This is a genomic window from Rhodanobacter sp. LX-99 (assembly GCF_018599185.1).
GTDB lineage: Bacteria > Pseudomonadota > Gammaproteobacteria > Xanthomonadales > Rhodanobacteraceae > Rhodanobacter.
Map to the genome: position 1 here is coordinate 726,678 of NZ_JAHFVL010000001.1, position 15,530 is coordinate 742,207.

Annotated in this window: 13 protein-coding genes; 6 read left to right on the forward strand and 7 right to left on the reverse strand. The window is 68.1% G+C overall.

Annotated elements, in window-relative coordinates; translation table 11 throughout:
- The first annotated feature begins 63 nt into the window (after positions 1–63).
- On the forward strand, positions 64–2,904 hold the full coding sequence (gene rapA / locus KK131_RS03530) for an RNA polymerase-associated protein RapA (protein ID WP_214555347.1): 2,841 nt from the start codon (positions 64–66) through the stop codon (positions 2,902–2,904).
- 46 nt (positions 2,905–2,950) lie between these two features.
- On the opposite strand, the gene KK131_RS03535 is transcribed toward rapA, so the two are convergent.
- From KK131_RS03535 to KK131_RS03555, 5 genes are all read right to left on the reverse strand, one after another.
- Positions 2,951–4,312 (reverse strand): amino acid permease, encoded by a 1,362-nt coding sequence (locus KK131_RS03535; protein WP_214555348.1) that lies wholly within the window; start codon positions 4,310–4,312, stop codon positions 2,951–2,953.
- Between the two features lie 25 nt (positions 4,313–4,337).
- Positions 4,338–4,955: a rhomboid family intramembrane serine protease gene (locus tag KK131_RS03540; RefSeq protein ID WP_214555349.1), complete on the reverse strand. Its 618-nt coding sequence runs from the start codon at positions 4,953–4,955 to the stop codon at positions 4,338–4,340.
- Between the two features lie 137 nt (positions 4,956–5,092).
- Complete coding sequence (locus KK131_RS03545) at positions 5,093–5,800, reverse strand: C40 family peptidase (protein ID WP_214555350.1); 708 nt, start codon at positions 5,798–5,800, stop codon at positions 5,093–5,095.
- 181 nt (positions 5,801–5,981) lie between these two features.
- Positions 5,982–6,713, reverse strand: a complete 732-nt coding sequence (locus KK131_RS03550) for a YggS family pyridoxal phosphate-dependent enzyme (RefSeq protein WP_214556637.1) — start codon at positions 6,711–6,713, stop codon at positions 5,982–5,984.
- 22 nt (positions 6,714–6,735) lie between these two features.
- The gene (locus tag KK131_RS03555) at positions 6,736–8,160 is read right to left on the reverse strand and encodes a M20 family metallopeptidase (protein ID WP_214555351.1); all 1,425 of its coding nucleotides are present in this window, start codon (positions 8,158–8,160) and stop codon (positions 6,736–6,738) included.
- Positions 8,161–8,365: 205 nt separating this feature from the next.
- Here KK131_RS03555 and KK131_RS03560 point away from each other — a divergent pair, with 205 nt between their 5' ends.
- From KK131_RS03560 to KK131_RS03570, 3 genes are all read left to right on the forward strand, one after another.
- Complete coding sequence (locus tag KK131_RS03560; protein ID WP_214555352.1) at positions 8,366–8,713, forward strand: helix-hairpin-helix domain-containing protein; 348 nt, start codon at positions 8,366–8,368, stop codon at positions 8,711–8,713.
- A gap of 98 nt (positions 8,714–8,811) precedes the next feature.
- On the forward strand, positions 8,812–9,285 hold the full coding sequence (locus KK131_RS03565; RefSeq protein ID WP_214555353.1) for an SET domain-containing protein: 474 nt from the start codon (positions 8,812–8,814) through the stop codon (positions 9,283–9,285).
- 5 nt (positions 9,286–9,290) lie between these two features.
- Positions 9,291–9,830 (forward strand): GNAT family N-acetyltransferase, encoded by a 540-nt coding sequence (locus KK131_RS03570; RefSeq protein ID WP_214555354.1) that lies wholly within the window; start codon positions 9,291–9,293, stop codon positions 9,828–9,830.
- Positions 9,831–9,872: 42 nt separating this feature from the next.
- On the opposite strand, the gene KK131_RS03575 is transcribed toward KK131_RS03570, so the two are convergent.
- Complete coding sequence (locus KK131_RS03575; RefSeq protein WP_345777217.1) at positions 9,873–10,748, reverse strand: hypothetical protein; 876 nt, start codon at positions 10,746–10,748, stop codon at positions 9,873–9,875.
- 44 nt (positions 10,749–10,792) lie between these two features.
- Positions 10,793–13,015, reverse strand: coding sequence for a M1 family metallopeptidase (locus KK131_RS03580; RefSeq protein ID WP_214555356.1), 2,223 nt, complete (start codon positions 13,013–13,015; stop codon positions 10,793–10,795).
- 347 nt (positions 13,016–13,362) lie between these two features.
- On the opposite strand from KK131_RS03580, the gene KK131_RS03585 reads away from it, so the two are divergent.
- Together KK131_RS03585 and KK131_RS03590 are read left to right on the forward strand one after the other, a co-directional pair.
- Positions 13,363–14,052 (forward strand): response regulator, encoded by a 690-nt coding sequence (locus KK131_RS03585; protein ID WP_214555357.1) that lies wholly within the window; start codon positions 13,363–13,365, stop codon positions 14,050–14,052.
- Positions 14,049–15,506, forward strand: coding sequence for a sensor histidine kinase (locus KK131_RS03590; protein WP_214555358.1), 1,458 nt, complete (start codon positions 14,049–14,051; stop codon positions 15,504–15,506). Before KK131_RS03585 ends, KK131_RS03590 begins: the two co-directional genes overlap by 4 nt.
- Positions 15,507–15,530 lie beyond the last annotated feature (24 nt).

The window sequence follows — 15,530 nt, forward strand, 5'->3', positions numbered from 1 at the left end:
TGGTTCCCAGCGCGCGCCCCGCGGCGGATAATCGTCGGCCCACTGAAGCAACCCGGCTGAAAAATGTTCGTTCCTGGTCAACGCTGGATCTCCTCCGCCGAACCCGAGCTTGGCCTCGGCACCGTCCTGCGCGTCGAAGGACGCGGGGTACAGGTGCTGTTCGCCAAGGCCGGCGTGCTGCGCCCGTACGCGATCGATTCGGCGCCGCTGATCCGCGCCGAATTCCGCGCCGGCCAGCGCGTCGCCGGCAAGGGCATCGCGTTCCTGGTCGAGCGCGTCGAGATCAGGGACGAGCTGCTGATCTATCGTGGCGAAGGCCGCGAACTGCACGAAGGCCAGCTCGACGACGAGCAGAGCGTGAGCCAGGCCGACGACCGCCTGGTCGGCGGCCGCACCGATGCCGTGGCGCAGTTCGAGCTGCGCCTGGAAGGCCTCAAGCGGCGTGCCGAGGCACGCCGTTCGCCGATGTGGGGCCTGGGCGCCGCGCGCATCGGGCTGGTGCCGCACCAGCTGCGCGTGGCCGGCATCGCCGCCGCGCGGCGGCCACCACGCGTATTGCTGGCCGACGAGGTGGGCCTGGGCAAGACCATCGAGGCGGGCATGATCATCGCGCGCCAGCTCGCCACCGGGCGCGCCTCGCGCGTACTGCTGCTGTTGCCCGACACCCTGGTGTACCAGTGGTTCGTGGAAATGCTGCGCCGCTTCAACCTCGGCTTCGCGATCTACGACGAGGAGCGCTGCGAAGCGCTGGAGCAATCCGGCGACGCCGGCAACCCGTTCGAGGACGAGCAGTTGGTGATCGCCGACTTCGGCTTTCTCGAAAATTCGCCCAAGCACGCCCAGCAGTTGCTGGACGCGCCGTGGGACCTGCTGGTGGTCGATGAAGCCCACCACCTGGCGTGGTCGCCCGAAGCGGCCAGCCCGCGCTACACGATGGTGGAGAAGCTGGCCGCGGCAATCCCCGGCGTGATCCTGCTCACCGCCACCCCGGAACAACTCGGCCGCAGCGGCCACTTCGCCCGCCTGCGCCTGCTCGACCCGCAGCGCTACCACGACTTGGACGGCTATCTGGCCGAAGCAGACACCTACCTGGCGCTGTCGAAGATCGCCGACCGCCTGCTCGACGGCAAGCCGCTCGACGATACCCAGCGCGACGCCCTGGACGAGGCGTTCCACGGCGATGCCGTGCTCAGCGCCCGGCTGGCCGACCCGTCCAGGGCGGAGAACGCGCGCGAGCTGCTGGCTGCGCTGATCGACCGCCACGGCACCGGCCGCGCGATGTTCCGCAACAACCGCGCCGGCGTGGGCGGCTTCCCGAAGCGCCTGCCCGAGTGGCACCTGCTGGACGCCGACCGGCTCGACGAAAGCACGCGCCAGGCGCTGCTGGCCGAATTCCACGCCGACATCCAGCAGCCGTCGCCGCTGATCGAGGTCGACTACGCCGCCGACCCGCGCATCGACATCCTGATCGCCCTGCTCGATCGGCACCCGCAGGACAAGTTCCTGCTGATCTGCCGCAGCCAGGCCAAGGTGCTGGCGCTGGAGGAAGCGCTGCGCACGAAGAGCGGCGTCGGCGTGGCGCGTTTCCACGAAGGCCTCAGCATCGTGCAGCGCGACCGCAACGCCGCGTATTTCGCCCAGCCCGACGGCGCGCGCCTGCTGCTGTGTTCGGAGATCGGCTCGGAAGGCCGCAACTTCCAGTTCGCGCACCGGCTGGTCCTGTGGGACCTGCCGCTGGATCCGGACCTGCTCGAACAGCGCATCGGCCGGCTCGACCGGATCGGCCAGAAGCACGACATCGACATCCATATCCTCGCCGTCGCCGACAGCGCCCAACACGTGCTGGCGCGCTGGTACGACGAAGGCGTCGACGCGTTCCGCATGAGCCCGGCCGACGGCCGCGAACTGCTGCGCCGCTATGGCGAGCCGCTGACCCGGCTGGCCGACGAGCATGCGCGCGGCGACGACAACCGCGACCAGGAACTGGACGCGCTGCTGGCCGAGACCCGCGCCAGCCACGAGCAGATGGCCCAGCTGATCCGCGGCGGCCGCGACCACCTGCTGGAACTGGCCGCCAGCCGCGACCTGCACGCCGACGAGCTGCAGCAGGCCTTCGCCCGCGAGGATCACGACCCCGGCCGCGACGCCTTCGTGCAACGCCTGCTGGAGGCCTTCGGCATCCACGCCGAGGAGCTCGGCGGCCAGGTGCTGCTGCTCGACCCGCAATACCTGTCCACCGACGCCCTGCCCGGCTTCGCCGACGGCCCGCAGTCGGTGACGTTCGCGCGCGAGGTGGCGCTGTCGCGCGAGGAGCTGCCGCTGCTGCGGCTCGACCACCCGCTGGTCGCCGGTGCGCTCGACCTGGCCCTGTCAGGCGAACAGGGCAACGCCGCCTTCATGGTCGACGACGTGCTGCCGCCGCGCACTGCGCTGCTGCAGGCGGTGTTCGTGCTGGAATGCGTGGCCGATCGCCGGCTCGACGCCGAGCGCTTCCTGCCGATCCTGCCTATCGTGGTCACCGTCGACACGCGGCTCGCCGAACGCGCCGACTTCGCGCCCAGCGAGATCGCGCTGCGCAAGGCCAGCGACCGCAACATCGAGGTGGCGCGCTACCGCAAGTTCCTCGGCAAGCTGGTGCCGCCCATGCTGGAGCGTGCCGAGGCGCTGGCCGGCACACGCGGGCAAGCGCGCATCGACGAGGCCGTGAGCCTGGCCACGGAGACGCTGGATGCGGAACTGTCGCGCCTGCGGGCGCTGCGCGCGGTGAACCCGTCGGTCAGCGAGGCGGAAATCGCGGCCATCGTCGCCGAACGCTCCGAGCTGCTGGCCGCATTGCCGCAATCGCGCCTGCGGCTGGATGCGGTGCGCTTCGTGGTCAGCGCGGACTTCCTCGCGCTGCGCTGAGGCCCGCCCTCCCCGAGGGCGGGAAGAGCCCGCGGCGAAACCGCCCTCAGGCCGACGCCGACGCTACGCGCATGCGCTGCCCGATACCGCCCACGCGGTAACCCACCGTCAGCAGCGCCAGCCAGATCACGCCCACGTACAGCGCCACGCGCGTGTCCGCACTGTAGCCGAGCATCACCAGCACGAACGCAAGAAACGCCAGGCAGATCACGCTGCTCATCGGGAACCAGCGCAACCGGAAAGCCAGCGGCAGCGGCTGCTGCCGGCGGAAGCGCCAGTGCGCCACCAGCACCATGCCCCAGGTCCACACCGTGTTGAACGCGAGGATCGACATCATCATGCCGAAGATGCGCCCGGGCACCAGGTAGTTCATCAGCACGCCGAACAGCAGGAACACCAGCGTCACCAGCACCCCGCGCACCGGCACGCCGTGCGCACTCAGCCGACCCATCGCCATCGGCGCCTGCCCCTTGGTCGCCAGGCTGTGCAGCATGCGGCTGCCGCTGAACATGGTGGAGTTGAAGCTGGACAGCGCCGCGGTGATCACCACGAAGTTGATCAGGCCCGCCGCCTGCGGAATGCCCAGTTTGGCGAAGGTGGTGACGAACGGGCTGCCCTGCGTACCCAACGCGTTCCACGGGTAGATCGCCATGATCACGAACAGCGCGCCCACGTAGAAGATCAGGATGCGCCAGATCACCGAATTCACCGCGCGCGGGATGGTGCGTTCGGGATGCGCGGCCTCGGCCGCCGCCATGCCGATCGTCTCGATGCCGCCGAACGAGAACACCAGCACCGGCAAGGCCAGCACCATGCCGGTGACGCCGTTGGGGAACCAGCCGCCGTGCGACCACAGGTTCGACAACCCCATCGGATGCCCGCCGTTGCCCCAGCCCAGAGCGATGATCGCGGCGCCGCCGAGGATCATCAGCACCACCGTCAGCACCTTGATCAGCGCGAACCAGAACTCCAGCTCGCCGTAGACCTTCACCGCCATCAGGTTCAAGCCGCCGATCATCGCCACGCTGCCGAACGCCCAGAGCCACTGCGGCAGCTCGGGAAACCACGCCTTCATGTAGATGCCGACCGCCGTGCTCTCGGCGATGCCCACGCCCATCATCAGGATCCAGTAGTTCCAGCCGGTGAGGTAGCCGGCGAACGGACCGAGATACCTGTGCGCGTAAGTGCTGAACGAACCGGCGATCGGCTCGTGCGCGGCCATCTCGCCCAGCGCGCGCATGATGATGAAGATCATCGCGCCGCCGAACAGGTAGGCGAACAGCAGCGATGGCCCGGCCAGCTGGATCGTGCTGGCCGAGCCGAGGAACAGGCCGGCGCCGATGCACATGCCCAATGCCATGAAGGTGATGTGGCGCGGGGTGAGCTGGCGCTGGAGAGTCTGGGTCATGGGTGCGTTCGCGGTGTGAAAGCGCTCAGCGTAACAGGCGGCGCTTCGGCTTCCACGGCAGCCGCCCGCGCCAGTACTGGATCAGCACGAGGCCGCCCAGCATGCCGCCGAGATGGGCGAAATGGGCGACGCCCGGCTCGATCCCGGTCACGCCCATGGTCAGTTCGGCCGCGGCATAGAGGATCACGAACAGCCACGCCGGCATCGGGATCGGCAGGAAGATCAGCATCACCTTCTCGTGCGGATACAGCATGCCGAACGCCAGCAGCAGGCCGAAGATCGCGCCGGAGGCGCCCAGCGTGGGGCCGTACTGGGGCGGCGGGAAGAACCACAGCACCGCCAGCTGCAGCAGCGAGGCGACGATCGCGCAGACGAAGTAGTAGACGGTGAACTCGCGCGCGCCGAAGGTGCGCTCGATCGTGCCGCCGAACATGTACAGCGCGAGCATGTTGAACATGATGTGGGTGATGCTGCCATGCATGAACGCACTGGTGACGATCTGCCATACCCCGAACAGGCCGGAGCCGAGCGGCCACAGCGCGAAATACACCATCAGAAGCTGGCCCATCACCTGTTGCAGCAGGAACACCGCCACGTTGGCAATCAGCAGGTTGCGCGTGACGGGCGGCAAATCAAAAGGCATCGGACGGTTTCCATGGGATCAGCGACAGCATAACCACGCACCGGGCTGCTGACCGCACCCGACAGCAATCGTTCATCCGCCGCGGCAAGCAAAAAGCCGCCTCGCGGCGGCTTGGCGAAGAAGCCGGTGACGACGGATCAGCCTTTGTCGGCTACCTGCGCCATCGCTTCCGGGCGCTTGGCGCCGGCGAAGCGCTTGGCCCAGTAGCTCTCGTGCAGGCTGGAAATCTCCACCGACTTGCCGCTGGCCGGCGAGTGGATGAAGCGGCCGTTCGAGATATAGATGCCCACGTGCGAAATGCGCCGCTTGCCATGGGTGCGGAAGAACACCAGGTCGCCCGGCTGCATGTCGGCCCGATTGACCTTGAGGCCGGCCAGGAACTGCGAGGCGGAGTTGCGCGGCAGCTGCATGCCGATCGCATGGGCGAATACGTAGCGGACGAAGCCGCTGCAATCGAAGCCGGTGGAGGGGTCGCGCCCGCCGCGCACGTAGCGGGTATCGCGCAGCTTCATCGCCATCGCGATCAGCGACTTGCGCAGATCGGTGATGTTCGCGCTTGCGGCTGCCGCTGCCGCGTCCTGCTCGTCCATGGTGGCGACGTCGGCCACGGCAGCCTGTTCCGTCGCGGCATGGTTGCCGGCAAGCACCGAGGCAGCGTCGGGAACCACGGACTGCGCCAGCGATGGCGCCGGGTTGATTGCCGGCAGCTGACTCAGCAAGGGCGAACCGCGGCGGGCGACAACCGTGCTGTCGACGACGGCAGGGTTGTTCGCGGCTTGGAGCGGGCCGGACACCAGCAGAACGAAAACGAACGCGGCGGCGACGGTCAGTTGCTTGATGGGCATGCTGGGAAAAACCCTTAGTTGTTAACAGGATCGACCGCCCAGCAGAAGCCAATGACGTGACGACTCGGTGAAGTTAACAAGAAGAGGCCGCCTGAATGTTGGATTGGGGTTAACTGAACTCTGGCGTTTCAAAAAATGGCGACGCCGTGCACATTTCATCCAACCCATTGATCCGACACGTTTATGCCTTGAGCGGCGATTCCGGCCAGTAATACGAATCCGGATAGGGCCGGCTGCCGAAGATCGCCGTGCCGATCCGTACTTCGGTGGCTCCCTCCGCAATGGCGAGCGGGAAGTCCCCGCTCATGCCCATGGAAAGTTCTGTCAGATCATGACCTTGCGCCACAGCTCGATCGCGCAGCTCGCGCAGCAGGCGGAAGCAGGCACGCACTTCGGCCGGCTCGCTGGAGTGGATCGCCAGGGTCATCAGGCCGCGCACGCGCAAGGTGCCGAAACCGCGCAGGACGTTCAGGAAATCCGGCAGCTGTTCAGGCGGGAGACCGTATTTGCTGGGCTCGGGCGAGGTCTTCACCTGCACCAGCACGTCGATCGCGCGGCCCTCGTGCTGCAGCCGGCGATCCAGCGCTTCAGCCAAATCCAGCCGATCCAGCGACTGCACTTCGCTGGCCAGCCGCGCCACGTCCTTCGCCTTGTTGGTCTGCAGGTGGCCGATCATCACCCATTCGATGCCGCAGTCCGCCAGCGGCGCGGACTTGTCGCGGATCTCCTGCACCTTGTTCTCGCCGAAGCGGCGCATGCCCAGCGCCACCCCGGCCCGGATCAATTCCGGGCCGAACGTCTTGCTGACCGGCAGGATGGCCACCCCGGCCGGGTCGCGGCCGGCCTCGTGGCACGCCGCGTCGACGCGGCGGCGGATCTGCGCCCAGTTGTCGGCCAGCCAGCCGGTGTCCATGCTCATGGCCCGACGATCGCGCTCAGGCCTTGCTGCCCTGCTGGTGATGGCGCGCCACCACCTCGGCCACCACCATGCTGACCTTCTTGCCGGTAGGGATGTGCAGGAACTCGTTCGGGCCGTGCGCGTTGGAATGCGGACCGAGCACGCCGGTGATCAGGAACTGCGCCTTCGGGAATTTCTCGCCCAGCATGCCCATGAACGGGATGCTGCCGCCTTCGCCCATGTAGGTGGCCGGGGCACCGAAATAGTTCTGCGAGGCATCGCTGACCGCCTGCTCCAGCCACGGCGACAGCGCGGGTGCGTTCCAGCCGCTGCCGTCTTTTTCCAGCGTGAAAGTGACCTTGGCGCCGTACGGCGGATCCTTTTCCAGCAGCTGCTTGACGAACTCGCCGGCCTTGGCGCCGTTCAAGGTGGGCGGCACGCGCAGGCTCAGCTTCACCGAAGTCTGCGGGCGCAGCACGTTGCCGGCGCTTTCCAGCGGCGGAATGCCGCCGATGCCGGTCACCGCCAGCTGCGGGCGCCAGGTGCGGTTGAGCACCAGCTCGGCCAGGTCGTGGGTGACCGGCTGCATGCCTTCCACCCATGGGAACTTGTCGTAGATGTCCGCGCCCAGCACTTCGGCCGACAGTTTCGCCTGCTCGACCCGCTGCGCCGGGATCTCGACGTACAGCTCCTTCGGCTTGATCGTGCCGGTCGCCGGATCTTCCAGCCGCGACAGCAGCTCGCGCAGGATGCGGAAACTCGACGGCACCACGCCGGACGCATCGCCCGAATGCACGCCCTCTTCCAGCACCTGCACGGTGAGGTTGCCGCCGGTCATGCCGCGCAGCGAGGTGGTCAGCCACAGCTGGTCGTAGTTGCCGCAGCCCGAATCCAGGCACACCACCAGCGACGGGCTGCCGATGCGCGCAGCCAGGTGGTCGACGTAGAACGGCAGGTCGTAGCTGCCCGATTCCTCGCAGGCCTCGATCATCACCACGCAGCGTGCGTGCGGGATGCCCTGCTCGTGCAGCGCCAGCAATGCCGCCAGCGAGCCGAAGATCGCATAACCGTCGTCGGCGCCGCCGCGGCCGTACAGCTTGTCGCCCTTGATCACCGGCGTCCACGGACCCAGGCCGTCGGCCCAGCCGGTCATCTCCGGCTGCTTGTCCAGGTGGCCGTACAGCATGACGGTGTCGTCGCCCTGGCCCGGCACCTCGATATAGATCAGCGGCGTGCGCCCTTCCAGCCGCACCACTTCCAGCGTGGCACCCGGCAGCTGGCTCAGCTTGGAGCGCGCCCAGGTTTCCATCAGCTTCACCGCGGCGTCCATGTAGCCGTGCGCCACCCAGTCCTTGTCGAACATCGGCGACTTGTTGGGAATACGGATGTATTCAACCAGTTGCGGCACGATCTCGTCGTCCCACAAGCCGCTGACGAAACGGGAAAGGCGGGCGGTATCCATAGGTCACTCCATCAGGCGGACAAGACCGGCATTGTAACAGCCGCACTTCGGCCACACCGACACGCGATCGGACGCCGCCCACAGACGAAAGCGACCATCGCGCACGCCGACCTTGCGGCGCCTCCCACTGTGCGGCCCTGCGCCACGGCGCCATAGTCCGCCGGCGGCACCCGGATGCCGTCACCAACGCCCAAGGAGAAAGGCCATGTTCAACAAACTCGTCGCTGTCGCCCTTGCACTCGCCCTCGCCGTACCGGGGCTGCTGCTCGCCGCCACGCCGGTCAATATCAACCAGGCCGACGCCGCCACCATTGCCAAGTCGCTGGATGGCATCGGCCAGTCCAAGGCCGAGGCCATCGTGGCCTGGCGCGAAGCCCACGGCCCGTTCAAGAAGGCCGACGACCTCAACCACGTCAAGGGCATCGGCAAGGCCACGATCGAGCGCAATCGCAGCGCGATCCAGCTCGGCGACGACACCGACGACGCCGTCGCCACGGCGGACGTGCCGGCCAAGGCCGCGCACAAGGGCAAGAAGACAGCGAGCAAGGAGTAATCGCAGGGCCCTGCGCGAACGAAGGCCAGGCGGCGCGGCCCACGGCGGGCCGCGCCGCTTGCGCTACACTCGCGCGCCCATCCAGTCGCCGTCCCGCCATGATCCTGCCGCGTTACCACATCGCCGCCTCCGCCATCCGTGGCGCCGGCAACGGCCTGTTCCTCGACGAAACCGTGGCGGCGGGGCGCATCATCACCGCGCCGGACGGCATCGAGCAGACGTTCCGTCACGCCGACATCATGGCTTCGCCGGAACTCAGCGCGCAGTTCCACGCCAGCGCACGCTGGTTCGAGGACCGCTACACGCTGTCCCCGGACTGGCCGGACGAGTGCTACATCAACCACAGCTTCACGCCGAACGGGCTGTGGCACCTGGGTTTCGTGTTTGCCCTGGCCGAACTGCCCGCCGGCAGCGAGGTCACCGTGGACTACCGGCACCTGCTGCCGCCCGGCCAGGCCGAGGATTTTGTCGATTCGGTCACAGGTGAGACAATCACCGGGTTGTCCTGGCAAGAGAGTCTTGCCAGCAGCACCCGTGCACTGGCTGAACTGCTGGCTGCCGCCCACCGTTGATCGTGATGTTCGATATTCCAACCATTGAAACGGCGCGCCTGCGCCTCACCGCACTGACCGAACGGCATTTCGACGACTACGCCGCGATGCTGGCCGACCCGGACAGCACGCGCTGGATCGGCGACGGCGAACCGCTGGACCGCACCAACGCCTGGCGTTCGCTGGCGATGCTGCTGGGCCACTGGCAGCTGCGCGGCTTCGGCATGTGGGCGCTGGAGCTGAAAGGCAGCGGCGAGTTCATCGGCCGCGCCGGCCTGATGTACCCCGACGGCTGGCCGGACCTGGAAATGGGCTGGATGCTGAAGCCCGAGCATCGCCACCACGGCTACGCCACGGAGGCGGGCAATGCCGTGCTCGACTTCGCCTGGAACCAGCTGCGCGTCCAGCGCGTGATCAGCCTGGTGCGGATCGGCAACGAGGCCTCCGACCGGGTCGCCGAGCGACTCGGCGGCGAGCACATCGAGGACATGGATTTCTACGGCAGCCACAGCCACGTGTTCGCCTACTACCCGCCGCATCGCGAACACCGCCGCGCCTACGGCTGAACCCGCTGCCCCGCCAGCGTGCGCCGGCAGGGCAGCGATTGCCTACAACGCCTGCGGCAAACCGCTGCCGCGTCGCGACGACGACAGCGAACGCGCCACCTCGGCCAGGGCGAACACGCGGGCCACGCGCACCCAGCCCAGCACCAGCACCACCAGCTGCGCCAGCAGTGTCGCCAGCACCAGGCCGGTCACGCCGAGCGCCGGGGTATGCACGCGGCCCACGCCGAGCGCCAGCGCCACCGCGTAGCCGATCGCGCTGATCAGCAAGTAGCAAAACAGCGTACTGAACGGCCGCCGCAGCAGTTGCATGAAGCCGCGACCGAACGCACGGGTGGACGAACGCAGGTTGCCGTCGGCGATGAACGCGGCACGTCCCGACTCCACGATGGCCTGCGCCAGCACGAACAGCAGCACGGCCAGCCCGATCGCCAGGTACGACGTGCGGTCCGCCTGCGATTCCAGCACGGCCCTGGCGTCGGCCCGGTCCACCGCGTCGAAGGCCACCCCGATCAGTGCCGCCATCACCGCGTAGGGCACGATCGACCACAGCATCAGGCGGAACATGCGGCCATATTCGACGATGCCGCACTGGAGCAGGTGGCAGAAACCCAGCACGCGGCTGGCGCGTCCGCTGCCGACCAGCATGCCGTTGAGGAACGGCGACAGCAGCACGGTCAGCAGCAGGCCGAGGATCGCCACGCCGCTGATCCAGCCGGTATCGTCGCCGAGTGCCGACAAGGTGTCGCCGAACATCAGCGGGCTGAACTGCGCGGCCCATGCCTGCGCATGCACCGAATGGTCGAGCAGCCCGCTCAGGCTGCGCCACAACGGCAGGCTGACCACCGCGGTCGGCAGCAGCAGCAACAGCGTCCACAGCAACAGCAGGCGCCATTGCATGGCAGCCAGCGGGGCGCGCATGGCGGCGCCAAAGTCCACCCGACGCGAAGCACGTTTGTTCATCATCACAGCGACCCCACCAAGGCATAGAAGACCTGCAACAGGGACGCGGCATCCGCGCTCCAGCGGCGCGAGGCGCTGCCGTCGGCCTTGGTCGTCCGGCTGTCGTTGAGTTTGTTCGCATCCAGGTAGATCTTCTGCTCGGGATCGAGCGTGGCCGAGACCGCCTTGGACGGCCTGGTGAAATCGAAGCGGGCCCAGCGGCGGCCGTCGTTCCAATGCACGTCCTCGCTGCTGCCGTCGGCGAACTTCACCCGCAGCAGTTGCGGCACCGGCACGCCGTCGCGGCGCACGGTGACGGTGCTGTGCCACGGGAACGGTCCGCTGCCCGGCTTCGCGTTCGGATGGGCCTTGTCCCAAGCCTCGCGCTGTTTGTCGACCTGCTTGTCGAGAGCGTCGCTGTCGAGCTCGCTGCGCTTGCCGTCCTTCAGCGTGCTGCCGGCCTGCGGCAGCACTTCGGCGGTGTCGATGCTGGCGACCCGGTCGTCGATCTGCGCGGTGCCGTAGACGTACTGGTCGAAGATTGCGTTGACCGCCTTCGGGTTGCCGGAGACCTCGGCCAGGGTGGCGCGCAGGTCGGCCGACGACGGATGGCGGAAACGCCAGCGCCGGTAGTACTCGTGCATCGCGCGCTCCAGCGCCGGCTTGCCCAGGCACTCCTCCAGGTCGTGCATGGCGGTGGCGGTGCGCGAATACACCGTGCCGTAGCTGCTGCTGGACAGACGATCCCAGGCGTTTGCGCCCAGCGGATCGGGCGGCAGGTGCAGTCCGGCACTGAGTCGCTCCGCCTCGAAGCCGGTCATCGCCGGCGTGATGCCGAGGCGCTTCATCCAGCCTGATGCCAGCACGATCTTCTCGCCGCTCTCGCGCGTCATGCGGCCGTCCCAGTATTCGTTCATGCCCTCGTCGAGCATCGGCTCCTCGAATTCGTTCGAGGCCAGCAGCCCGTAGAAATAACCATGGCCGAATTCATGGATGGTGACGAAATCGATCGCGTACTGCGTGAGCGTACCCGGCTCGACCTTGGCGTAGCCCTCGGCGGTGAAGAACGTGGGGTATTCCATGCCGCCCGCCTCCGACGCGTTGTACGGCGGCACCACCGCCGTCACCGTCTCGTACGGGTAGGCGCCCAGCGACTTCGAAAAAAACGTCAGCGAATCAGTGGTGGCCTTGAGCACCGGTCCGGCGCTGGCCGCGTATTCGCCGGGATAGATCACCCGCACGTCGACCTTCGGACTGCCCGGCCCCTGCCAGCTGCCGTCCAGCGTCTTGTAGCCCCGGGCCGCGACCCAGGCGAAATCGTGCACGTCGCCCTGCACGAAGTGGTACGTGCTCTTGCCGTTCGCCGTCTCGGGCGGGCCCTGCAGCTTGCCCACCGCACCGACGGTGTAGTCGCTGGGCACGGTGAGGCGCACGTCGTACAGGCCGAAGTCGGCGTAGAACTCGCTGTTGAAATGGAACTCGTGCACGTTCCAGCGCGGTGCGGTGGCGCTGCGCTCGCCGGGCAGTTCCAGCACGCCGATCTTGGGGAACCACTGCGCCACCAGGTTGAAGTCGCCGAACCAGCCGGTGCGCTCGACCACCCGCGGCAACTGGCTGAGGAAGTCGATGTCCAGGGTCAGCGTGCCGCCGGCCGGCACCGGCTCGGCCAGGTCGATGCGCACCACGGTCTGGTCGGTGGTCGGACCGCCGTCGGGCTGCACGAACTGCCACTTCAACGCGGCATCGCCCTGCCTCACCTGCTTCAGCTCGATCCAGCCCCACTCGCCCTTCTTCAAGGCCGCCGCGCCGCGCGAGCGGCCGTGCGCGGTCAGTACCTTGCGCTCGGTGAACCAGGTGCTGCCCTCGTTCTGGAAGGCGTTGAGGTACAGATGGAAGTAGACCTTGCTTACCGGGCGATCGCTGCGGTTGCGCCAGGTCATGTGCTGCCTGCCGCTCACCGCATGTTTCGCCGCATCCAGTTCGGCGTCGATGCGATAGCTCACCACGCGATCGGACAGGGTCGGCTCGTTGCCGCTGCGCTCGCCGCCCCACGCATCCGCGGCGCTGGGCACGGTGACCGCGGCGGCATCGGCGGCCGCGAAGGGAATGTCGGGAAGCGCCACGCTGGCAGCGCTGGCCGGCACCGAGGCTGCCGCCGCCGGCGCTGCCTGCTGTGCCATCGCCAGCCAGGGCCAGAACGCGGCCATGGCGCACAGATACCCCCACTTGCGTACGATTCGCCGCATCTTGCCACTCCCCCTGAGCAATCCCCGCAGAGTGCACCCAAGCGGCCACGGCGACATAGGCCAGAGGTCATGCCGACCAGCATCCCGAGGCTGCGGCATCGACAGACAAATCTCGTTCGCCGACCACTCGGCCGTACGGCCGGCCATGCATGGTTGGGGGTGATCCCGCTCAGCGCGAACAGCAGCACGGGAACTGCGGCTGGCGCGAATGGTCTGGATGAGCGCAGCATCCGAAGATTCCGACTGCGCCATTGCCTCCGCCAGTTCGCAGACAAGAATCAATCTCAGTAACTGTCATCGCCAGGTCTGGCGACCGACCACACTCATGCGCGCCCCGGGAGTACACGATGCGTATTCTGCTGGCCGAGGACGATGCCTCCATCGCCGAGGGTATCTGCGCGTCGCTGCGGCACGGCGGCCACGCGGTGGACCATGCCGCCAGGGGCAACCTGGCCGACACGGCGCTGCGCGATCACGACTACGACCTGCTGGTGCTGGATCTGGGCCTGCCTTCGCTCGACGGCAGCGAGGTGCTGCGCCGCCTGCGCCGCCGCGGCACGGGCATGCCGGTGCTGGTGGTGACGGCTCGTGACGGCCTGGCCGAGCGCATCCGCCTGCTCGACCTGGGCGCCGACGATTACCTGGTGAAACCCTTCGCGCTGGCCGAATTCGAGGCGCGCGTGCGGGCGCTGCTGCGCCGGGCCAGCAGCCAGGGCCGGCCGGAGTTGCAACTGGGCCGGTTGCGGCTGGACCTGCCCGGGCATCGCGCATGGATCGACCAGGCGCCGCTGGAACTGACCGCGCGCGAATTCGGCCTGCTGGAAGCGCTGGCCCTGCGCGTGGACCGCGTCACCAGCCGCGCCCAGCTGATCGCGGCGCTGTGCGACTGGGATCAGGAGTTGACCGACAACGGCCTGGACATCGCGATCCACCGCCTGCGCCGCAAGCTGCATGGCAGCGGCACCGGCGTGCGCACGATCCGCGGGCTGGGCTACCTGCTGGAGGAAATGGGCGACGCCGGAGACGGCCACGCATGAGCCCGCCACGCACGCATTCGCTGCGCCCCAGCCTGCGCCGGCGCTTGCTGCTGGTTCTGCTGGTCCCGGTAGGCGTGCTGTTGCTGCTGGACGCGCTGCTGACCTATGCCGTGGCGCTGACCTACGCCAACCGGGTGCACGACCGCGATCTCAGCGACGATGCACTGACCCTGGCGACGATGCTCGGCAACGACCAGCTCGATGGCGAATTGACCCCGCAGGCGCGCTTCCTGCTCGAATACGATCCGGACGGCCACAGCTACTTCACCGTGAGCAGTACCAGGCACGGCCTGCTGGCCAGCAATGGGCAGCTGCCGCAGCCCACGCAGGTGCCGGCCATCGGCGCCCGGCCGGCGCTGTACGACGCGCGGTTGGCGAAGCACACCTTGCGCGCCGCCACGGTGCATATCGCCATGCACAACGACCCCGGCGACAGCCTGGTCGTCACCGTCGCCGAAACCCTGCGCGACCGACACCGGCAGGCGCGGGAAATTCTGCTGCTGGCGATCGTGATGCAGACACTGCTGATCGTCGGCGTGCTTTCGCTGGTCTGGTTCGGTGTCGGCCGCGGCCTGCGCGTGCTCGATCCGCTGACCGCGCGGCTGGCCGCACGCACCGATGAACTGACCTCGATCGATGGCCCCGACGTACCGCAGGAGATCCAGCCGTTGACGCATACCATCGACGCGCTGTTCGGTCGACTGCGCGGCATGCTGGCCCTGCACGACCGCTTCATCGCCGACGCCGCGCACCAGTTGCGCACGCCATTGACCGGGCTGAGCCTGCACGTCGAACATGCCATGGCCGACCCGCGGCCGGAGACGGTGACCGATGCCCTCGCCCACATCCGGCGACTGACCCAGCGCGCCGCACGTACCTCCGCGCAGTTGCTGGCGCTGACGCGTGCGCAGGCGCCATCGCCGGAAGCCGGCGAACGCACGCTGCTCGACCTGAGCCGGTTCATCCCCGAAGCGGTGTCCGAACGGGTCCACGAAGCCCTCCGGGCCGGCGTGGACCTGGGCTACGAGGGCGCCGGGCAGGCGCTGTCCGTGCTTGGCGACGCCGCCAGCGTGCAGGATCTGCTGGACAACCTGATCGACAATGCCGTGCGCTATGCCGGCCGTGGCAGTACCGTCACCGTCAGGCTGCAGGCGCGCGCCGACGGTGGCGCCAGCCTCGGCGTCGAGGACAACGGTCCCGGCGTACCGCCCGAACTGCTGCCGCGGCTGAGCGAGCGTTTCTTCCGCGCCGCCGGCAGCAGCGAGGAAGGCAGCGGGCTGGGACTGGCGATCGTCCAGCGCATCGCCGAGCGGCATCACGCCGAAGTGGTCTACCGGCTTGGCGAAGTGCGCGGACTGTGCGTGGAAGTGCGTTTCCCCGCGCCTTCCTCACCGGCCGCCCACCTCCCGTCTCAGGGTAAAGAAAGATTCCACCACGACAATGGCGCGGGATGACCATCACCCAATGCCGACCGCGCC